This is a genomic window from Marinobacter sp. SS21, from assembly GCF_028369065.1.
GTDB lineage: Bacteria > Pseudomonadota > Gammaproteobacteria > Pseudomonadales > Oleiphilaceae > Marinobacter.
On record NZ_JAQNDA010000003.1, the window covers coordinates 396007 to 416692 of the forward strand.

Consider the following 20686-nt stretch of genomic DNA (forward strand, 5'->3'; position numbering starts at 1 on the left):
CCAGAAATGAGAGGCGTCAAGCGTTCAGCAGCTTTTCAAACAAGGTTCGGACCGTGTCGTACTCCCGCTCAATCCGATCCAGGAGGACAGCCGCATCATCCAGCTGTGCGGAATGTCCGACCTTCTCCGTGAGCAGGCAGAGTTCACCCAGTTGCGGTGCCCCGATATTAACCGAGCTGCCTTTGAAACTGTGAGCCGCCTTGGTTAACGCTTCCGCGTCCTGATTCTCCAGGGATGCTCTGAGGGTTGCGATGCGATCCTGAGAATCGGCAAGATAGGTGGTAATCAGGACGTCAAACTCATCCTCCATGACCTCCTTCAGCTCTGCCAGCGCTTCGTGATCAAGGTGCGGTTTGTCGTTCATGACGCCCCCCTTGTCTGCCTGAGTATCCCGGGGTGATTCGTAAGCCGGGTTAAGTGAACTTCCAGTCATAAACGACACCTACCTGATTTCCCTTGTCGTTAAAACTCAGCGAGGAGCTTATCTGCCTCAACAGCATAAGCCCTCGTCCCGAATACTTATTGTCAGAGCATGTTTCAGCAAGGCAAGGCCGATAGTCAAACCCCTTTCCACTGTCTTCGCAGAGAATCTCCAACCGTCCGCCCTGCTCTTGCGAGGTATGACGAAGCGTGAAACGGATCGAGTGCCCGACCGTTTCTGACATCCGCTTCTCTCTTTCAGCATAGTACTGTCCGAAGCCTTCGGGAGAAATTTTCCACTCCGAAGGCAGCTGTAGAATGCCATGTTCGAGGGCATTGCTATACAACTCCGACAACAGGGTATAGATCTCTCCGCTGCGGCGGCGCAATCCCGGAACCTCCAAACAGATCTGCAACAGCAGAGGCAGCGGGTTGAACTGTCCCAGAGTCCGGTCGGTCAATTCGTACACGCATTGCCACTCGGTCGCGCCACTGAGAGGCGACTGCGGCAGGCCGCTGGGTATATCGGCGAGCACCTGTTCATCGACCATTTCCAGCGCAAAGACCGTCAGGTCGTCCTGCACCCCCTGATCGCCGGTAAACTGACTCACCGCCGCCATCACCGAATCAAACAGATCATCTCCGCCGGTACACCCGGCCATGGCGTCCTGCAGTCGATCTTCCCCAAACATTTCGCCGTCGGCATTCTCGGCCTCGAGAATGCCATCGGTTGCCACCAGCAACGCATCACCCGGCTCCGTGCAAATAACGTCGACTTCGACTGCAAAACGCTCACTGCCTAACACCCCGAGCGGTAAATGGTTCGAAGGAAGTTTGATCCGCTCGCCATTGTGACGAACGAGATAGCCATCCGGCAGCCCACCGTTCCAGACCCGCAACTGATTCAGGTGAAAATCCGCCTGGATGAATAGGGCGCAACAAAACATGCCCGTGGGCAATATTCGCTTCAGCTTCTGATTGATTTCCTTGAGGACATCCTCGCAGCCGAAGCCTTTGCTGGCCATGCCGTAAAAAATTTCCGCCACCGGCATGGCCCCGATGGCGGCGGGCAGGCCATGGCCGGTGAAATCGCCGATGAGAATGTGCATGCCGCCGGCCGGTATGGGGCAGGCAAACAGCACATCGCCATTGAAAATCGACAACGGCGAGGCGTGGTAACGCAGGTTGGGCGCATCCAGGCAACCGGTGTGGGCGACGTTGTCAAAGACCCGCTTGGCCACTCTCTGCTCGGAGAGCAACAATCGGTTACGGTCCCTGATCAAATCCCGCTGGTGGGACATGGTCCGGTGCATCAGACGCATCCGGTTAAAGGCGTTTATCTTCGCCTCCAGGATGACCCGGTTGTAGGGTTTGGAAAGAAAGTCGTCACCGCCGGATTCCAGGCACCTGGCCAGAGTCTGGGCGTCTGAGATGGAGGTCAGAAAAATAATGGGGGCCAGACGCTCCCCCGCCATCACCTTGATTTGACGGGCGGCCTCCATGCCATTCAGCCGCGGCATCATGACATCGAGCAACACAATATGGGGACTGTGCTCGCGAAAGCACTCCACGGCTTCCATACCGTCCCTGGCGCAAACGACCTGATGGCCCTGGCGTTCCACCAGCCTGGCCAGAATCAGCCGATCGGAGTCACTGTCATCGGCAATCAGTATGCGCAGTGGGCCTTGCTCCGGAAGGGATTCATCCACAACAGGCTCCCAGTTCTAATCAGGAAGGGGTCAACGAATAGCGAAAAGCTGTTCGAAGTTGGAGATCGAGAGGATTCGGCGGACATCTCCATTGCAGTTCTCGATGCGGACCTGGGCGGAATCCCCCCCCGCATAGTCCCTCAGAAGCAGGAGCATTCCCAGAGCGGAACTGTCCAGGTAGGTCGTGTCGGTCATATCGACGACATAGTTAACAATTCCCTGGTCACTGTGTTCGTACGCATCCCTGAATGTCTGATGGGTGCTGAAATCGAAACGCCCTTCAATCTTTATGGTCAGCGTTCGGCCATCATCGCTTCGGCGCGTCTGTATCGGCATCCTCGGTCCTCCATCACTTGCTCCGACTGACGAACATGCACGTCTACGTGCCTTGTCCAAGGATAGCCCAGCGGTAGCGAATTGCACTTGGTTTTTTTTTATCCCTCTCACAATGCTACCGCCTGCGGTTCAGGGCGCGAGCGGCGGCTTCATCCATGGCTTTCTGTTCCCGGACATCCTGAGCACGCTGTTCCTGCTCCCGGCAGCCGGTTATGTACTTTTCCATTCCGCGTCGGCGTTCGTAGGCCTGTTGCCACTTGAGTCGACAGGCTTCAAACGCTTTGACGGCACCCTGTAACTGCAGCTCCTGCTGGGCCAACAACTGGTTGAGCTGGGCAATAAACGCCTGCCAACCCTGCAAGCGATTCACGGAAACCACACCCTGTTGCCCCTGGCGCATCTGTTCCCGGTAATCGGTCTGATAACGCTGCAGCTCCTCCAGCCTCTGCTTGAGCTTCTGCACCTGCTGCCTGGCCGCGGCCAACTCCTCCAGTGCCGCTTGCTCACGGCGCTCCTCCAGCCCGAGCACCACTTCAAGGCGCTTGGATCGGAGCATTATTCACCGGCCCCTGGAGCGCGGGATGTGGCACTGCCGTTCGCCGGCAACACCTGCATGAGCTGATCGATGCTGGCGGCCAGCGCTGAGCTCTCCTTCAAGCCCTGGCGCAGGAACTGGCGCATATCGTCGATGCGGGCGATGGCGAAATCGGTTTCCGGGTCCGAGCCCTGAACGTAAGCGCCCACACTGATCAGATCCCGGGCCTGCTGATAACGGGAATACACCTGCTTGAAGCGTTGGGCCCGAGCAAAATGCTGGTCCTCGGTGACCTGCGGCATGACCCGGCTGACCGACGCCTCCACATCAATGGCGGGGTAGTGGCCTTCCTCCGCCAACCGCCGAGACAGCACGATATGACCATCGAGAATGGCCCGAGCCGCATCGGCAATGGGGTCCTGCTGGTCATCGCCTTCGGTGAGCACCGTGTAAAAGGCGGTGATGGAGCCGCCACCGGGTTCGCCATTGCCGGTGCGCTCCACCAACTGGGGCAGTTTTGCAAACACCGACGGCGGATAACCTTTGGTGGCCGGGGGCTCGCCCACTGCCAAGGCGATCTCCCGCTGGGCCTGGGCATAGCGGGTCAGTGAGTCCATTAGCAGCAGCACGCGCTTGCCCTGATCCCGGTAATATTCGGCGATGCGGGTGGTCAACATGGCAGCCCGCAGTCGCATCAAGGGCGAATCGTCTGCCGGCGATGCCACCACCACCGAGCGCGCCAAACCTTCGTCACCGAGAATATCCTCGATGAATTCCTTCACCTCCCGGCCCCGTTCACCAATCAGGCCCACCACGGTGATATCGGCATCGGTAAACCGGGTCATCATGCCCAGCAGCATGCTCTTGCCGACGCCACTGCCGGCAAACAGTCCCAGGCGTTGGCCCTGGCCGACCGTCAATAGCGAATTGATGGCGCGAATCCCCACATCCATCGACTGGCGGACCGGGGCACGGTTGAGCGGGTTGATGATGTCACCGCCCAACGAGACCTGCGCCTGGGCTTTCAACGGTCCCTTGCCATCGAGCGGATCGCCGGTGCCGTTGACCACCCGTCCCAGCAATTCCGGCCCCACTGGCACCCGACTGGCCGCCGACATGGGCACCACCCGCGCGCCGGGGCGCAATCCCTCGATGGCGGTGAGAGGCATCAAATAGACCCGGTCGTCCTCAAACCCCACCACTTCTGCTTCCACATTGCCTGCGCCTTGCCCCTGGATCAGGCAGCGGTCACCCACCACCATCGGACAGCCGACACACTCCAGGGTCAGTCCCACCATACGGGTCAGCCGGCCGGACAATTCCGGCTCAATGCGAGGCGGCAGGTAATCCTTCAGGCGTTCGAGCCGGTCACTCAGGGACGCTGTCATCGTTCTTGCCTGTTTCGTCCGGTGCGCTGAGCACATCGCGATGGAAATCGGTGAGGTCGCCCATCATCGCATCCAGCTCGGCGCTGTCGCCGGGCTCATCGCTGTCCAGCTGTTGGTCCAACATACTCTGCACCGCCTTTTGGAAACGCTTCTCAACGGTGAAGTCCACCAGGCTGTGGCGGGTTTCCAGCTTGCAGCCGCCCGGCAGGATAGTGTCGTCGTTGATAATAGAAGTGCCGGCCTCAAACTGCTCCGCCACCTCACGCACCCACTGGGCGTCGGCTGGATTGACCAGCAGCTTGACGTTGTCGCTGGTGGAGGGCAGTGAGGCCATGGCCTGTTGCACCACGGCGGCCATATGGCTGGAATCCATCTGCAATTCCCGGAACACGATGGCTCTGGCCATGACGGTTGCCAGGTTGAACAACGCAGTTTCAAGCTCGTCCCCATGACGCTGGATAGGCACCAGCAATTCTCCCATCAGCGCCTCAAGGCGGACCAGCTTCTCATTCACTTCGGTCTGGGTCTGGGCAAGGCCTTCGTCATGGCCAACCCGGCGGCCGTCCGCCACGCCTTCGGCATGGCCTTCCTGATAGCCCTGTTCGCGGCCCTCGGCGTGCCCCTCCAGCCTACCGGCTTCGCGCCCTTCCCGATGCCCCTCTTCCCATGCGGCCTGGCGAATCTCCTCCAGGTCACCGGCCGTGAGGGGCTTGACCTCGCGTTCTTCCTCCCGCGCCACCTCGTTGCCCTGTTGGTCGAGCAGCGGCAACTCCCAGCGCTCGTAGGCGGTGAGGTTCTCGGATGGGATGCGATTACGAGGGTCGTCTTTCATTACATCATTTCTTCGCCGGAACCACCCAGGGTGATTTCACCCGCTTCGGCCATACGCCGAGCGATGGTGATGATGTCTTTCTGGGCTGCTTCCACCTCACTGACGCGAACCGGCCCCTTGGCCTCCAGATCATCCTGCAGCAATTCCGCCGCCCGCTTGGACATGTTATTGAAGATCTTGTCCTTGACGGCATCGTCGGCACCCTTGAGCGCCACCACCAGCACATCGGAGGACACCTCCCGCAACAGCGACTGGATACCGCGGTCGTCGATGTCCTTGAGATTATCAAACACGAACATCAGATCTTCGATGGTGGAGGCCAGATCCGGATCCATGTCCTTGATGGAATCCATCAGCGTGCCTTCGACACTGCGGTCCATGAAGTTCATGATGTCCGCGGCCCGCTTGACCCCACCAATTCGACTGGTCTGGGTGGAGGAACCACCGGAAAACTGTTTTTCAAGGATGTCGTTCAGCTCCTGCAGGGCCTGGGGTTGCACACTTTCCAGTGACGCCACCCGCATCACCACGTCGAGGCGGACCTTCTCATCGAGGGTTGCCAGAATTTCGGCGGACTGATCTGGGTCCAGGTAGGAAATCACGATGGCCTGGATTTGCGGATGCTCGTAGCGGATGATATCGGCCACGGCCCGCGGCTCCATCCATTTCAAGGTATCCAGGCCCGTGGTGTTGCCGCCGATCAGGATACGGTCGATCAGACTGGCCGCCTTATCTTCCCCCAATGCCTGGGTCAGCATGGCCCGGATGTAGTCGTCGTTACCAACACCGAGCCCGGTTTGGCCGCCTACGGCGTCCACGAACTGGTCGAGCACGTAGCTGACGTCATCCTTGCTGACATCCTTCATCTGTGCCATGGCGACACCGACCCGCTGCACTTCCTTCGGGCCCATGTGCTTGAGTATTTCCGCCGCATCGGCCTCGCCCAGAGTCATCAGCAGGATCGCTGCCTGCTCGACGCGGGGAATCTTGCGTCGCGGCTGGGTGCCACCTTCGGCCTTTTGATCGTTCGGATCAGTCATCAACGTTTACCCACTGGCGCATTACCTGAGCGACCCGGGCCGGATCCTCGGTAATCAACCCTTTCAGTGCGTTCAATTGCCTATCATAGCTGTCCGTTGCACCGGGCAAAAGCAGTTCATCCTGGGAACTCAGCGCCTCCCGCAGGGCGCCGTCGCTGCCCAGGCCCTTCATGTCGTCGTAGCCATCGGCGCCTTCCAGCTCGTCTCCACGTTCACGCCGGCCGCTGCCTGACAGGCTCTTCAGCGTTGGCCGCAGCAGTCCCAGCACCAGCACCAGAATTACCAGCCCGGCCAGCACCTGCTTCATCAGATCCCAGAACCAGGGCTGCTCCCAAAAGCCTGGTGCCTCGAACGCCACCACCTCTTCCGGTGCGAACGCGGTGTTCATCACGGTGACGCTGTCGCCCCGAACCGCCGAGTAACCCACCGCATCACGAATCAGCATGGTCAAACGCTGCAGCTCCTGCTCCGGCCAGGGTTGGTAGCTGACTTCACCGGTCTGCGGATCCATGACCTTCATGTCATCCACCGCGACGGCCACGGTCAATCGCTTCACCCGACCCTGCTCCTGGCGCACGTAGCTGACGGTTCGATCCACTTCATAGTTTCGGGTGGCCTCGCTGCGCACATTGACGGGCGGCGGCGGTGCGTCCTCGTCGTCACCACCCTGCCCCTGGCCGGCCTGCTCCGGTACTTCCGCCGCTCCGGGCGGCTGATTGGACAAAGCACCGGGCACACCGCCCATGAATCCGCTACGGCGTTGCTCGGTCAGTTCCCGTTCGCTGCGCACCGCCTGCTGATCGGGGTTGAACAATTCCTCGGCCTGTTCGACCGAGGAGAAATCCAGGTCGGCGGTGACTTCGGCCCGGAATCGGCCATCGCCGACAATCGGTCCGACGATGGAGGCCACCCGGCTGGTTAACCGCTCCTCCACCCGGGCGTTGTATTCGTACTGGTCCTGCATCTGCTGGCGACCACTCTGCTCGCGCCGGCCGGTGAGCAGGTTACCGCTCTGATCCACCACGGTGACATTGTCTTTGGTCAGTTCCGGGATACTGCCAGCAACCAGATTGATAATGGCGGCAATCTGTTCCTGTTCCAGTCTGCGACCGGCAAACACCTCCAGAAAAACCGACGCGGTGGGGGTGCGGGCGTCGCGAACAAACACCGAGCGCTTGGGAATCGCAAGGTGCACGCGGGCACTGCGAACGTTGCGCATGCTGCTGATGGTCCGGGCCAGCTCGCCTTCCAACCCCCGACGATAGCTGATGGTTTCCATGAACTGGGAGGTCCCCAGCCCCCGCTCCTGATCCAGCAGCTCATAGCCGATGGTGCGTTCATCGGTCACGCCCTCGGCCGCCAGCTTCAGGCGCGCGTTATAGACGTCCTCGGCCGGCACCAGCAGCGCGCCGGTACGGGGTTCGAGGCGGTAATCAATGTTGTTCTGCTCGAGAATGGTGGTGACATCCTGGGGGTTATAGCTCGACAGATCCCCCAGCACCGGCTGGTAGTTGGGCTCCTGGGCCCACAACACCACGGTCACACCCAGCGCCACGCTGGCGGCAAGCCCGACCATCAGGCCGATCTGGCGTAACAAGGTGAGCCGATTGAAACCAAACAGCAGGTCGCTGCGGTTCTCCAGGCCTTCCGGGTCGTTGGTGGTCGCGGCCGGTGGATTATTGGCGGTAGTTTCGGCTGGAACGCTCGACATGACTGGTCTCCGCTATTACATCGGCATGTTCATGATGTCTTCGTAGGCCTTAACGACCCGATTGCGGACCTGAGTCAACGCTTCGAAGGATACAGACGCCTTCTGGGAGGCCACCATCACCCGAGTGATGTCCACATTGGGGTCTCCCATATCGTAGGCGGTTCGCAGTGCACTGGAGTTCTGCTGCAGTTCGTTGACGTTGTTGACCGCCTTGCTCAGCATGTCCGCGAACGCTGGAGTTTCACCGGTTTGCTGGACCTTGGCAGGATCGTCCACCCGCCCCCGGATGGCGTTGTCCTGATCGATGCGCTGGTTTTGCATCATTTGGGACCGCAGGGAGCGAATCTCCGAAAGCACGTTGTTGATGTCGGCACGCTGTACCATATCTCCCTCCAGGGTCACCGTCAGCAGGCCTAGCTGGCGGCTGCATTCGTTGGTTCTGTTCTAATCGCGTAAAAAGCAAATATTCGGCCAAGCCATATATTCCCTTAATATTCATTAGGATAAAAAGAACAATTAACAACAGATCCGAGCTGGCGACAAAGAATTGACAGCGCAAAAGCGCCCAGAGCGGGCAAAAAAAGCGGCGCCTGAGGCGCCGCACGAAGGAGTATGGAAAAGCGGTTTCGAGGCAATGGCGCAGCCGGTATCAGGCCATCGCCAGCTCGGCATTCAGGTCGATGCCCGACTCTCGCATCTGGGCAAGTTTGTAGCGCAGGGTGCGTGGACTGATGCCCAACTGCTCCGCCGCCCGGTTACGCCGCCCCCGTTCGCGCCGGAGAGTGTCAATAATGATCCGGAATTCCTGCTGTCGCAGATCGTCCCCCAACGACGCCGGCTCCTCGGGCGCAAAAGTGTCTGGCAGCTCAACCTGCGGGGCGATCTCCGCGGGCTCCGGCACCGCGGCGGCCGGCGCTGTCACGCCACTGCCCTGACCGGTGATGCCGAATTCCAGACACAGATCCGCAGCGCGGATGACATTGCCCTGATGCAGCACCAGGGCCCGCTGGATCGCGTTATCCAGCTCCCGCACATTACCAGGCCAGGGATGCGCCATTAAGGCGTGTTTGGCGTCCGGTGCAAAGCTGATGGCCGCCAGCTTCATCTTGCGACTGTGTTTTTTCAGCAGCGCCTGAGCCAACGGCATGATGTCCAACCGACGTTCCCGCAGCGGCTGCCACTGCATCGGAAACACCGTGAGGCGATAATAGAGGTCTTCCCGGAACTTGCCTTCCTTGACGTACTCAGCCAGCTCCCGGTTTGTGGTGGCCAGCACCCGAACGTCGAGCGGAATCGTCTTACGTCCGCCGACACGCTCCACTTCCCGCTCCTGCAGCACCCGCAGCAGTTTGGATTGGAGCCCCAGCTCCATCTCGGAAATCTCGTCCAGCAGGATCGTGCCACCGTTGGCCTGCTCAAACTTGCCCGGGGATGCCGCATGCGCCCCGGTGAACGCCCCTTTTTCATGACCGAAGAGAATGGCTTCCAGCATGTTCTCCGGGATGGCGGCGCAGTTGATGGCCACAAAGGGCTGTTCGGCACGGGGCGATTGCTGATGAATGTAGCGCGCCAATACCTCCTTGCCGGTGCCGCTTTCGCCGGAGATCATCACGGTGGACTCGCTGGCCGCGACCTTGCTCGCCAGCTGGAACATTCGCTTGCTGATCGGGTCTTCCGCCACCGGCTGGTCCGCATTGCGTTTCTGACCGCCGCCGACAATCCGTCCTACCGCCTCCACCAGCACCTGGGACTCGAACGGCTTGACCAGATAGTCAGTGGCACCGGATTGCATGGCCGACACCGCCTGATCAATCTGCCCATAGGCCGTCATCAGCATCATCGGCAGCCCCGGATACAGTCGCTGCACCTCCGCCAACAGCTCATGACCGGACAGGCCCGGCATGTTCACGTCGCTGATCACCATATCGACACTGTCTTCGGCCAGCACCGCCAGCGCCCGTTCCGCGGAGTCGGCTTCCTTGATGCGAAACCTGGCCAGCTCCAGCGTGGTGACCAAGGCCTCTCGCAGGTCGTGATCGTCTTCAACTATCAGTATCTGAGCCCGAGCCATCTTTGCCTCCACTTATCTAACGCTTGCTGCTTGTTCTGGATTCATCCGACCGGTCAGCGGCAACCGAATCTTTGCGCAGGCTCCGCCCTGCTCGGATGCCTGCAGGCTAAAACCGCCCTGATGGGCTTTCACCACCGCCTGAACGACCGCCAGCCCCAGTCCGGTACCGTGGGATTTGGTGGTGTAGAACGCCTCCATCAGCTGAGCCGCTTGCTCCGCCGCGAACCCCGGGCCGTTATCCGCCACCCGAATCTCCAATTGCTCATCCACCAGCCCCAGATTTATGGTCACATGGGTCGCACCAGCTTCCAGGCTGTTGTTCAGCAGATTTGTGCAGGCGCCGACTAACGCCTCCCGGTTACACAGCAGACTCAGCTCTGGCAGGTCCGCACTCAGCGACACGTCGGCGCCACCGGCCAGCTGAAGCGCATCGATGGCACCGCGCAGCCCCTGCACCAGTGACTCGGCCGACAATTCTTCCGCCAGGCGGGTTTCTCCCCGAGCGAAGATCAGCATATCCCTGACCTGGTGCTCGAGGTGGGTCAGCCGAGACATCAACCGATTGGCGCAACGCTGGCGTAATTCGGTATCAAGCTCGTCCTGACAGAGGTGACCGCCGTAGAGAATCGCAGCGGAGAGGGGGGTACGAATCTGGTGAGCCAGGGACGCGACCATCTTGCCCATGGCAGACAGGCGTTGTGCGTGAGCCAACTGAGCCTGGAGCTGTCGGGTTTCGGTGAGATCGGTGAGCAGGATAAGCTGGCCCGGCTGGTTTTCCATCGTCCGGATTTCGATGCTGACCCGTCGACCATCCCGCAGCGACACTTCATGGCCGTCATCGCGGCGCGGGGCAAAGCAACGGTGAATAATGTTCACCCAGCGCTCGCCGTCGAGGGGCTCACCAAGCAGGTTGGCGGCCGCCGGGTTGGACTGGCTCACCACACCCTGACTGTCCAGCACCACCACCGCCGCTGGCAGCGCTGACAACAGTGTGGACAGTCGATCAGCCAGCTTCTCTTTTTCTTCCAGCTCCCGCTGCCGCTGCTGAGATTCCGCGGACAGCTCTCCCGACAACTGGTTTACACGGGATTCCAGCGTACGGTAGGAATCGGTGATCTGGCGGGACATCTGGTTGAACAGTTCCAGCGCTGTCCCCACCGCCTGATCCTCTTCCTGCGCTGGGAACAGTGCGGTGACTTTGTCGTTGGCATCCGCGGCGGCATTGGCTACCGCGCCAGACTGGGACGACGGAACAACAAACTGTGGCTGACTCATGGCTCCCCCTAACGAAGTCCTGCCCATCACACGGGCGTATGGGTCGTTTCAGGGGTAATAAGCCAATGTCATGCCACTATGTTTTTATTGTTAAATTTCAATTGGATGGAATTTATTTCGGAGGGCTGGCGACAATTTTTTGTCGCGGAGGATTCGGTCAACGCCTCCCTTGGGGAGGCATTGACGGCGGTTCGTCAGTGGCCTACACCTCTTCGGACTCATCCTGGCGGAGACCGTACTTACGCACTTTTTCCACCAGGGTCGTCCGGCGTATACGCAGCTTCTCCGCTGCGCGGGCGACCACGCCACCGGCCTCGTCCAGCGCCTGCTGGATCAATTGACGCTCAAGACTGGACAGGTAATCTTTCAGGTCGATACCGTTCACCGGCAACAATGCCGGCGCATCCAGCCCCACCAGCCCGGGAATCCCGCCCGGCATGCCGCTGTCCTCCACCGGACGGTTCTCATCGATGTCATCCACATAACGGAACTTCTTGGGCAGCTCCTGCACGCCGATGACGCCATAGGGATGCATGATGGCCAGGCGCTCAACCAAATTGGCAAGCTCGCGAACATTGCCCGGCCAGTCATGGCGACACAGGCTCATGATCGCTGCGGAATTTAGCCGCAGCGAACCCCGCTTCTCTTTCTCCATGCGGGAGACCAACTCATTGATCAGCAGCGGAATGTCCTCAACCCGCTCCCGTAAGGCCGGCATCTCAATCGGAAACACGTTCAGGCGGTAATAAAGATCTTCCCGGAAGTCACCCGACTCGATCATTGCCTCCAGATTCTTGTGGGTCGCGGCGATGATGCGGACATCGGCCGATTGGGTGCGGTTACTGCCGATCTTCTCAAAAGTGCGTTCCTGCAACACCCGCAGTATTTTCACCTGCATATTCAGTGGCATATCGCCAATTTCGTCGAGGAACAGAGTACCGCCCTCGGCCATTTCGAAGCGCCCCACCCGGGCGGTTATGGCGCCGGTAAAGGCCCCCTTCTCATGGCCGAACAACTCACTCTCCAGCAGCTCCGCAGGGATTGCGCCACAGTTAACGGGCACAAACGGCTTGTCACGGCGGGCGGAATGGTAATGAAGGTTACGGGCGACCACCTCCTTGCCAGTACCGGACTCCCCGGTGATGAGCACACTGACATCTTTATCGGCCACCTGCTCCATCAGTTGGCGGACGCTTTGCACGCTACGGCTCGTACCCACCAAACTGCGAAACAACTGTACGCCACGCTGCCTTCCCCGCTCCCGAGATCGGGAAAACTGGTCCCGGAATACCTGGGCACGATAAAGGGAATCGACAAACTTGGTGTAGTTCAGCGGCCAATCCATTCTGGCGATGACCCGGCTTTGCTCTTGCTCAGACAGCGATTTGAACTCCGGGTTGCCAATCAACAGTATGGGCAGGCCTGGGTCGGCACTGTGTACCTCACTGACGACGCTCTCTGCCGCCGCCTCCTCGCCATTGACAATGGCGACAGTGATATCGGCCGTCGCCTCGGCCTCGGACAGTCGTTCCCGCGCCAGTGAATTGGTCTCGACTCGATCTTCCCCGATGAATTCCAGGATGGTTCGAATATCCCGGCAACGATCAGCGTCCTCGCACAGCACCAGCACATTATTATTTTTGGCCATTCAATCGAATCTCTTGCGTTGAAAAGTTCCTGCGAACACGCGCGCTCCGCAAAGTTCCATCATCTTTGATGCGGTATTTAAGACCGTTAACCAGAGGGAGTCAATTTTATGACGCTTTCACAGGGAGAGAATCGGCGACAAATGTGACAGTTATCCCGCCGGGCCGCCTTGTACGTTGTGGTAAGCACGAGTGGCTTGCTGATTCCGCTGGATGTCCTTTAACGCTGCCCGGGCTTCCTCGCGCGTGCGTTCGGCCCCACCCTGAGCTTCCAGACAAAGGGATTGCAGGGTTTCGAGGCGCTCCTGAACGGCCTCTGGGCTTACCTCACCGGCCCTGAGGCTGGTCATCACGCCCTCAACGGCAGGCTGAATCAGGCTATTGAGATCCGAAAACCCTGACCAGTTCTCGGCCACCAGCGCCTGACGCAGCTCATCGTTCAGGTCGTCAAGTTTCTCCAACGTCAAAGGCATGCCCCACTCCTGCAAGATTGAAACTGATTACAATTGTACGCCCCGAATCCCACTGAGGGTATTGAATGACGTTTCCCTGACGGACGCCAAAAAAGCGCTCATGTAGGGCGCCTGGCGATCGTCTGTGCGCACGGCCGCGTACAGATCCGACCATACACCCGCTTTGCCCAGGGGGCGAGCCGCCAGCAATCCCGAATCCATGTATTCCCTAAGCGCCCAGGACGGCAAGGCAGCAACGCCGCGTTGGCTCGCCACCAGCTGAACAATCATCATGGTCATATCGGCAGTTCGGACCCGTGCCGGTTCAACCCTGGCCGGCCAGAAAAAATTGCGAAAAACATCAAGCCGATCCGGGTCCACCGGGTAAGTAATCAGGGTTTCCGTTGCCAGATCTTCGGCGGCGATGCGCGTCGCTTTGGCCAGTGTGTGTGACGGTGCAATCGCCAGTAGAATTTCAAATCGGAACAGAGGCTCGTAAACCACGCCATCCATCGGCACCGGATCGGCGGTGACCACCAGGTCCAACTCACCCCGGGCCAATGCCGGCAAGGCGTCCAGATGCCAGTGGCCGACGAAATCGAGTTCGACGTCCGGCCACGCTGGCCGGTAGCTGTTCACCGCAGGAATGAGCCAGAGGTAACAGCTATGGCACTCAATGGCCATATGCAACCGCCCTCGCTGCCCCCGACCTAACGCAAACAGTGCGTGTTCGGCGGCAACCAGCTCCGGCAGTACCGATTTCGCGGTATTCAACAGTCGCTCGCCGGCTGGCGTAAACCTCAGCGGTCTACTTTTTCGGACGAACAGCTGCACCCCGAACCAGTCCTCCAGGTCCCGAATCTGGTGGGACAACGCCGACTGGGTAACATGAAGCTGATCGGCCGCTCGCGTCAGGCTGCCAGCCTCCTGCAAGGCGTGGATGGTTTTCAGGTGCTTAAGATCGAGCATGAAGCCAATTCATCAATCGTTAGTATTGACGCAATATTGCCTCATATTCGCTCCGGGATACAGCCGATACCGGATACCCGGTCAGCGGCGGGCAGCCCTTCTGGCAGCCGACGCGGTAAACTCATTGCTGCGAAATCCGGGCTCGAAGTTGTAAGACGCTTGCCCTTCATCCAGACCGTCAATGTAGTAGCGACGGGCTTTCAGGTCGTAGGTCATTTCCAGCGTGGTCCAGAACACCGGTTCGCTGTAGTAACTGATGTTATGGGCTTCCGATACCCGCCAGAGATTGCCATCCTGGTCATACTCCTCGGTCGCCAGAATCTGCCAGCTGTCTTCGTCGACGTAGAACACCCGGCGCCCGTAGATGTGACTGATTCCGGTTCTGACCTTGGCTTCCACCACCCAGACTCGGTGCAGTTCGTAGCGGGCCAATTCCTGGTTAATGTGTCCGGGCCGAATGATGTCTTCCGAGGAATGGCGGTCGGAGTGCAGCTCGTAGGCATTGTAGGGGACATAGATCTCCCGCTTGCCCAGCAGGTGCCAGTCATACTGGTTAGGAGCACCGTTATACATGTCTTTCTGGTCGACCGAACGCAACGACGAGGCGTTGGGCAGATCGGTTTCGTAGGCCAGATTGGGCGAGCGACGCAGGCGCCGGGAACCGGTCTCGTAGCGCCAGGCCAGTCTGGGGGAACGAACCTGATCGAGGGTTTCGTGGACCAGGGTGATGGAACCCGCGAGACTGGTCGGTGCGATGGTCTCGGTCTTGAGGTAGAAAATCTTGTTGTCGATGTCCGCCAGCTGAATGCCCGGTTCCGCATAGGCAAAGTAATAATCGTACTGGGTGAAAATCGGATTGAAGGCGCCGCTCACTGCCGGTGTGGCGGACGCGGAACGAAAGGACAGCTGCTCGCCCCGGTAACGGAGGATGTGATTCCAGATCACCTCCAGCCCATTCTGTGGAATCGGGAACGGACTCGTCATGATGGTATCCCGTACCCCATTGCCATTGTCCAGCAACGCGGCACTCAATGCATTGTCCCGGAATTTGTCGTAGACATGTTCCGGAAACGCGGCGGTACGACGGGTCCGGTAGACCGGCAGAAAATAGTCGGGGCCGTAGGCTTCCAGCATGGCCACATGGCCATCGGTGAGCTGATCGCGGTACTGCTGATAGTTGTCTTTGGTAATCGTAAACAGCAACTGATCCTCGGGGAACGGACTGAATTCCCGGTCCCCCTGAGACCATCCGCCCGGCGGCTTCGACAAGCCTCCCGTCCACGCAGGGATTGTACCGGCGTCATTGCCCGCCCTTTCGGCCCCCACCGGGGTTAAGTCCGCCCCAAGTCTTGCGGCCTGCGCTTCGCTTACCTTGGCCATTGCCTGGCTTCCCCATAGCACCGCCAGCAAAGCGGCCCCGAGGCCAATCAGCTTTCCCATCTCCTGTTACCTCACCATTAACTGCGCGGTTCTGGTTGCCGGCCATTGCTACCTGGGCGTCCAACCTGTCACGCGACTGTCTGTTGCATTCGGGATGTCCGAGATTCGACCGTCAAGGATTTGCGCCAGCCTGTGCAACACCTTGGGTTATTCAAACACCCTTAAAATCCGCACGCCTATTTGCCCGATTGGGGGGTAGCCTGACAAGATTTTTTTTGTAGCTTCTTGTATGGCGCCCCCTGAAACCGGGTGCCTGGCACCGTCTCATCACAGCGGCGAGTCGTGGTGTTTGCGTATCGGGAATATCGGTCAAGCAGAGGAAATCGGGTCTCGAAAATGGTAGACTGGTCCGATTGGAATTTGATCGAACGGTTTAAGGCTGACGCAAGGTTCTTGATGGCATCCCAGTGGCATACCCAGATTTCCCAGAAGCTGTATCTCGCCAAGACGCTGCTTGCCCACAGGGAAACCACCAGCAACCCGGCGGAACAAGAAGCCGCGAGCCAAGGCGCAATTGAGCTGATTCTTCGGGCCAGGGTCATGGTACTGACGTTGATTGCAGAGCTCTACCAGCACAAGGGCACAACACCCAGCAATCTGGCAAACCTGACGACGCTTATCGGTCCCGATGCTCCGGAAGCGGTCGAGCTGGAGTCCTTGACCCGCCAACCAGCAAACTGGTGGTCGCAACTCGACCAACTGGACAGGGCCCTGGGGCAACCTCCGGCCAAGAAAAAGTCGGTATCGGATGACAACATCATCGCCGTATCGGTAGACACCGGCCCTGACCGCTCAACGGCAATGCTGCAGAACATCATCACGGCAATGAAGCTCTACGCCGACTCTATCGCCGAACGGCACCAGGAGTGGTAGCTCCCGGTTTTAACCGCCGTGAACAGCGCAGCCAAACGAATCACCGATCATTCGCACTTAACCACCTAGCTAAAGGCAGAGCACATGTCACCGTCCTACTTTGAAATCGTTCAGCTGACCAATGGCGACTATGCCTTGCGCCGAATCGATGATGACAGCGCACCGCTGGTACGTATCTCCTTCTCTCCGGAAGCTCGGGAAATGATGGAAGATCGGGATATGTCGGTAGCCAAGGCAATGATCGCCGCCGGCATTGAGGCCGTGGGTAACGTTACCCACGATATTGATTGGGAAGAAGACGACAACGATACCGTTGAAACACGCCCGTCATACACCCTGCACTGACCATGTCTAACCGCCACAACGCCTGACGGCCCCGCACCATGAGAGCGACAACTCGCCGCCGCAAACACACTCGCGGCGGTGCCAGCCTGAACGCCATACAGTGGCTGTGATTTACCCGGTAGCTGTCCCAGGCCCGCTTGCATGCACTACCTGCGCCCTCGCTGACACTGGGGATGGTTAGCGTTGCCGGAGCACCACGCCATGACTGTCTCCCTGTGCTGAAGCCCGCTGCAGGGCATCGAAGGCCTGTCGGCCGAGTTTCTGGGTCCACAAAACGACCGCATGACAGGTGCCAGCGCTGAGCGCCCTTTCCGCCAGATCCTGAGCGGAATACTCCTCGGAAGAACGCAGTACCAGCAACTCACTGGCCACGATGCCATGCATCGTCTGCCACTTGCTGACCAGCGCCTGGGGAGGGTCAATCCAGGCCAGCCAGCGCTGTTCCTGGTTGAGCTGGGTCAGCATCGGCAATAGCAATTGGAAATTCTCAACCTGCCGCTCCGGCAGAATGATCTCGGTGACGTTACCGACGCTCTCGGCCGGACGCTTGGTCACACTCCGGCTCGCCAGTGCCGCGGGGCGTTCTGCGCCGCCGCGGGGTGACGCCATTAATGGGGATGAGACCGCGACAGAACCGATCACCCGCTCGACGCCGGGACGGGCCTGGCCCGACGGCTGCCGAACGGGTTGAGCACACGCAAATACCTGACTGAAGTTGAGTTGTTCCATCGTGATTCCCCTTAACCTGCAAACACCCGATACCTGAAAACAGCCAGCAAACTGTTCGACAACGCGGGTTTGGATGACCAAATGCTCCGCGAATGGCGGCGATCAGTGCATATCCGAACGACGAATGACGCCCACACCAAGCCCCTCGATAAACAGCTCCTGCTCCTGCAGATCCACCTCTATGGGGGCAAACTCTTCGTTCTCAGCAATCAGCAGCACCTTGGTGCCATCACGGCGATAACGCTTGACCGTCACCTCCTCCCCCACCCTGGCCACCACGACCTGGCCATTGTGGACATCCTGGGTACGATGTACGGCCAACAAGTCGCCATCTAGAATGCCAATGTCCTTCATACTCATCCCACGGACCCGCAGCAGATAGTCGGCGGAGGGTGAAAAGAAGTCCGGCTTGAGCGTGCAATGGTCTTCGATGTGCTCCTGCGCCAGGATCGGACTGCCTGCAGCAACCTGACCAATCACCGGCAACCCCAGATCTTCTTCCGATTCCGGCAGCCGGATGCCCCGGCTGGCGCCCGGTACCATTTCGATCGCACCCTTGCGGGCCAGGGCACGCAGATGCTCCTCCGCGGCGTTGGCTGAGCGGAAACCAAGTTCCGAGGCAATTTCGGCCCGGGTTGGCGGATAGCCTGTTTCGTCCAGATAGCGGCGAATAATGTCCAAGACCTGGCTTTGCCGTGCGGTCAGCTTCATGGTTCAATCCTGTTTTTTTATACAGTAACGAAAATATATACAGTGTTTTATCCAGTGTAAAGCGGGATTTTTTAGGAGCCACTGAATACCACCCCACTTTCATTGGCCGTTTCCACAACCAAGTCAGATACTGTAGGCAGAAGGGAGCCTTGGAATAACGCCCAGAACCCTGCACTTTCAGCCAGCTTTGTCATCAGGGCCGGCAGCTACCGAGCGGTCAGGGTCATAGCTGTTCGCCGCCGGTACATGGGTTCCCAAACGCTATATTTTCGCGCACTGGGGAGGGAAAACAGTGGACAGCCCAAGGACTTGTCGTCTTCCGGATATCTGCTTTACCAAAGACCAGTCTGAGCGTCGTGTCGGAATCGAGATTGAGATCTCGGGCCTCAGTTATCGCCGGTTGGTTGACTTAGCGGCTGGATTGCTGGACGGCACAGCGGTGGAGGAGTCACGCTACATCAGCCGGATTCGATCCGGGTTCGGCGACTTCACCATCGAGCTGGACTCAGACCCGATCAAGGATCTGGACCTGCAGGACGAGGAATTGCCAGAAGCTCTTCGCGAACTTGGGGAGCAGGCGATGCAGCTGATCGACGCTGCGGCGGAAAAGATCGTTCCCCTTGAGATTGTCACACCGCCCATTCGCTTCACCGACCTGGAACGCATCGAACACTTGTGCGATCAATTGCGGGATGCCGGCGCGCTGGGCAGCCGGGAAGCCATCTACTATGCCTTTGCCCTCCAGCTCAACCCCGAACTTCCGGACCTGCGAACCGATACGTTGGTGCGCTATCTGAGGGTGTTTGCCTGCCTGTACGACTGGCTAAAAGCCCGGCACCAGCTTGATATCAGTCGCAAGCTCACCAGTTATATCGAGCCTTGGGACAACCTGTTCGTCGATCGCCTCATCGCCCCCAATTACGCGCCTACCCGGAGCGAGCTGATGGTGGACTATCTGCGCAACAACCCTACCCGCAATCGCGCTCTGGATTTACTGCCGCTGTTTGCGTTCATCGATCCCGAACTGGTTTTGAACTACACCAATGACCCCCGCATAAAAGCCAGGCCCACCCTGCACTACCGCCTGCCCGACTGCGACATCGACAATCCCCAATGGCACTTTTCCACAGTATGGAATGACTGGGTAGTTGTGGAACAGCTTGCCCACAACGCCGCCGACCTGGCCGACCTGATGATTGAGTTTCGCACCAGCCGAAAGCTGAACTTGCATAACCTGACACACAATTGGCTGGATACCTGTCACCAATGGCTTCAAAAGCGTGGCTATGTATGACTCCGACAAACCCCTGAGCCAGCACCCGGGTCTGACTATTGGCGTTAGCGGCCCCAGCCGCAAAGGGCTGCCCCACCGGCTGATCAGTCTGGCGCTGGAACTGTCAGGCGCCGGTACCCTGTATATTCGCCCCGGCAATCGGGTCGATGTCACCTTGCTGGATGGTCTGGTGCTGTCCGGCGGCACCCACGTACATCCCGGTCGGTACGGCCAGGAACCGGAAGTGACCGCCCGCTACGACAATCGACGAGACAACACCGACTGGCACTTGCTGGAACAGGCTGAAAAACTGGGCTTGCCGGTACTGGGAATCTGCCGCGGCGCGCAGCTGTTGAATGTGTTCCGGGGTGGCTCACTGTGCCAGAACGTGGCGCCCTTGCGTGTTCACACCCGCCATCATCCGCTCCTGTTTCCCTTGCAAACGGTCAGAGTGGTTCGCGATAGCCTGTTGGGTGAGATCATGCCCGCCCCCTCGATCGGTGCCAACCGCATTCACAGTCAGGCGATCAAGGTGCTGGGAAGGCATTTGCGAGTGGTTGCCGTGGACAATGACCTGTTTGTTCAGGGCATCGAGAACACCCACGGACACTGGGTCATGGGGGTGCAGTGGCATCCGGAATACCTGCTTTACCATCCCGGACACCGGCGAATCTTCACCAGCTTCGTTCATGCCGCCCGCGATCTTAAGCTGGCTAGATTGGAAGGTGAAGACGCAGCACTTTCTTGATCAACTGTATCTCCATCCCTTCATCCGGAAACGATTGAAGATAACAGTCCGCCCATTCCTTCAGTTGCTGTCTGGTGGTTATGTGACAGGGGTCGGAACCGGTCAGGCGGTAGAGAATCGCCCGCTCCCGCTCCGTAAGCCGTACTTGTTGTTCGTGTAAAAGCATGCCTTTTACTCACGTAA

The 20686-nt window shown here is 59.1% G+C and carries 21 protein-coding genes; 4 read left to right on the plus strand and 17 right to left on the minus strand.

Going from position 1 to position 20686, the window contains the following annotated elements; translation table 11 throughout:
• Window positions 1-16: 16 nt before the first annotated feature.
• From N6L25_RS06310 to N6L25_RS06380, 15 genes are all read right to left on the minus strand, one after another.
• On the minus strand, window positions 17-433 hold the full coding sequence (locus tag N6L25_RS06310) for an Hpt domain-containing protein (RefSeq protein ID WP_334312387.1): 417 nt from the start codon (window positions 431-433) through the stop codon (window positions 17-19).
• Entirely contained in the window at window positions 414-2129 is a 1716-nt protein-coding gene (locus N6L25_RS06315; protein WP_271978911.1) for an ATP-binding SpoIIE family protein phosphatase, read from the minus strand. Before N6L25_RS06315 ends, N6L25_RS06310 begins: the two co-directional genes overlap by 20 nt.
• Before the next feature lie 30 nt (window positions 2130-2159).
• Window positions 2160-2465: an STAS domain-containing protein gene (locus N6L25_RS06320; RefSeq protein WP_271978912.1), complete on the minus strand. Its 306-nt coding sequence runs from the start codon at window positions 2463-2465 to the stop codon at window positions 2160-2162.
• A 115-nt stretch (window positions 2466-2580) separates the two neighbouring features.
• The gene (gene fliJ, locus N6L25_RS06325; RefSeq protein WP_271978913.1) at window positions 2581-3021 is read right to left on the minus strand and encodes a flagellar export protein FliJ; all 441 of its coding nucleotides are present in this window, start codon (window positions 3019-3021) and stop codon (window positions 2581-2583) included.
• On the minus strand, window positions 3021-4388 hold the full coding sequence (fliI, locus tag N6L25_RS06330) for a flagellar protein export ATPase FliI (protein WP_271978914.1): 1368 nt from the start codon (window positions 4386-4388) through the stop codon (window positions 3021-3023). Before fliI ends, fliJ begins: the two co-directional genes overlap by 1 nt.
• Window positions 4369-5220: a flagellar assembly protein FliH gene (locus N6L25_RS06335; protein WP_271978916.1), complete on the minus strand. Its 852-nt coding sequence runs from the start codon at window positions 5218-5220 to the stop codon at window positions 4369-4371. Before N6L25_RS06335 ends, fliI begins: the two co-directional genes overlap by 20 nt.
• Window positions 5220-6260 carry a flagellar motor switch protein FliG gene (gene fliG, locus N6L25_RS06340; protein WP_271978917.1) on the minus strand — a complete coding sequence of 347 codons (1041 nt, stop codon included), beginning with the start codon at window positions 6258-6260 and terminating at the stop codon, window positions 5220-5222. The genes N6L25_RS06335 and fliG overlap by 1 nt, the downstream gene beginning before the upstream one ends.
• A complete protein-coding gene (gene fliF / locus N6L25_RS06345; RefSeq protein WP_271978918.1) occupies window positions 6253-7971 on the minus strand; it encodes a flagellar basal-body MS-ring/collar protein FliF in 1719 nt (572 codons plus the stop codon). The genes fliG and fliF overlap by 8 nt, the downstream gene beginning before the upstream one ends.
• Window positions 7972-7986: 15 nt before the next feature.
• Complete coding sequence (fliE, locus tag N6L25_RS06350) at window positions 7987-8355, minus strand: flagellar hook-basal body complex protein FliE (protein WP_271978919.1); 369 nt, start codon at window positions 8353-8355, stop codon at window positions 7987-7989.
• Window positions 8356-8620: 265 nt separating this feature from the next.
• Window positions 8621-10042, minus strand: a complete 1422-nt coding sequence (locus tag N6L25_RS06355) for a sigma-54-dependent transcriptional regulator (RefSeq protein WP_271978920.1) — start codon at window positions 10040-10042, stop codon at window positions 8621-8623.
• Between the two features lie 12 nt (window positions 10043-10054).
• Entirely contained in the window at window positions 10055-11317 is a 1263-nt protein-coding gene (locus N6L25_RS06360; RefSeq protein WP_271978922.1) for a sensor histidine kinase, read from the minus strand.
• A gap of 202 nt (window positions 11318-11519) precedes the next feature.
• The gene (locus tag N6L25_RS06365) at window positions 11520-12965 is read right to left on the minus strand and encodes a sigma-54 dependent transcriptional regulator (RefSeq protein ID WP_271978923.1); all 1446 of its coding nucleotides are present in this window, start codon (window positions 12963-12965) and stop codon (window positions 11520-11522) included.
• Window positions 12966-13115: 150 nt separating this feature from the next.
• Window positions 13116-13436 (minus strand): SOS cell division inhibitor, encoded by a 321-nt coding sequence (locus N6L25_RS06370; RefSeq protein WP_271978924.1) that lies wholly within the window; start codon window positions 13434-13436, stop codon window positions 13116-13118.
• 27 nt (window positions 13437-13463) lie between these two features.
• A complete protein-coding gene (locus N6L25_RS06375; protein WP_271978925.1) occupies window positions 13464-14384 on the minus strand; it encodes a LysR substrate-binding domain-containing protein in 921 nt (306 codons plus the stop codon).
• An 81-nt stretch (window positions 14385-14465) separates the two neighbouring features.
• Complete coding sequence (locus N6L25_RS06380; RefSeq protein ID WP_271978926.1) at window positions 14466-15824, minus strand: DUF1329 domain-containing protein; 1359 nt, start codon at window positions 15822-15824, stop codon at window positions 14466-14468.
• A 396-nt stretch (window positions 15825-16220) separates the two neighbouring features.
• Here N6L25_RS06380 and N6L25_RS06385 point away from each other — a divergent pair, with 396 nt between their 5' ends.
• Window positions 16221-16697, plus strand: a complete 477-nt coding sequence (locus N6L25_RS06385) for a DUF6586 family protein (RefSeq protein ID WP_271978927.1) — start codon at window positions 16221-16223, stop codon at window positions 16695-16697.
• Between the two features lie 84 nt (window positions 16698-16781).
• The gene (locus N6L25_RS06390) at window positions 16782-17042 is read left to right on the plus strand and encodes a hypothetical protein (protein ID WP_271978929.1); all 261 of its coding nucleotides are present in this window, start codon (window positions 16782-16784) and stop codon (window positions 17040-17042) included.
• Between the two features lie 177 nt (window positions 17043-17219).
• Here the strand turns inward: N6L25_RS06390 and N6L25_RS06395 are convergent, their stop codons facing one another.
• Together N6L25_RS06395 and lexA are read right to left on the minus strand one after the other, a co-directional pair.
• Window positions 17220-17651, minus strand: a complete 432-nt coding sequence (locus tag N6L25_RS06395; RefSeq protein WP_271978961.1) for a cell division inhibitor SulA — start codon at window positions 17649-17651, stop codon at window positions 17220-17222.
• Window positions 17652-17873: 222 nt separating this feature from the next.
• Window positions 17874-18482, minus strand: a complete 609-nt coding sequence (gene lexA / locus N6L25_RS06400; protein ID WP_271978930.1) for a transcriptional repressor LexA — start codon at window positions 18480-18482, stop codon at window positions 17874-17876.
• Between the two features lie 292 nt (window positions 18483-18774).
• On the opposite strand from lexA, the gene N6L25_RS06405 reads away from it, so the two are divergent.
• Together N6L25_RS06405 and N6L25_RS06410 are read left to right on the plus strand one after the other, a co-directional pair.
• On the plus strand, window positions 18775-19776 hold the full coding sequence (locus N6L25_RS06405) for an amidoligase family protein (RefSeq protein WP_271978931.1): 1002 nt from the start codon (window positions 18775-18777) through the stop codon (window positions 19774-19776).
• The gene (locus N6L25_RS06410; protein WP_271978932.1) at window positions 19769-20503 is read left to right on the plus strand and encodes a gamma-glutamyl-gamma-aminobutyrate hydrolase family protein; all 735 of its coding nucleotides are present in this window, start codon (window positions 19769-19771) and stop codon (window positions 20501-20503) included. The genes N6L25_RS06405 and N6L25_RS06410 overlap by 8 nt, the downstream gene beginning before the upstream one ends.
• Window positions 20504-20686: the final 183 nt, after the last annotated feature.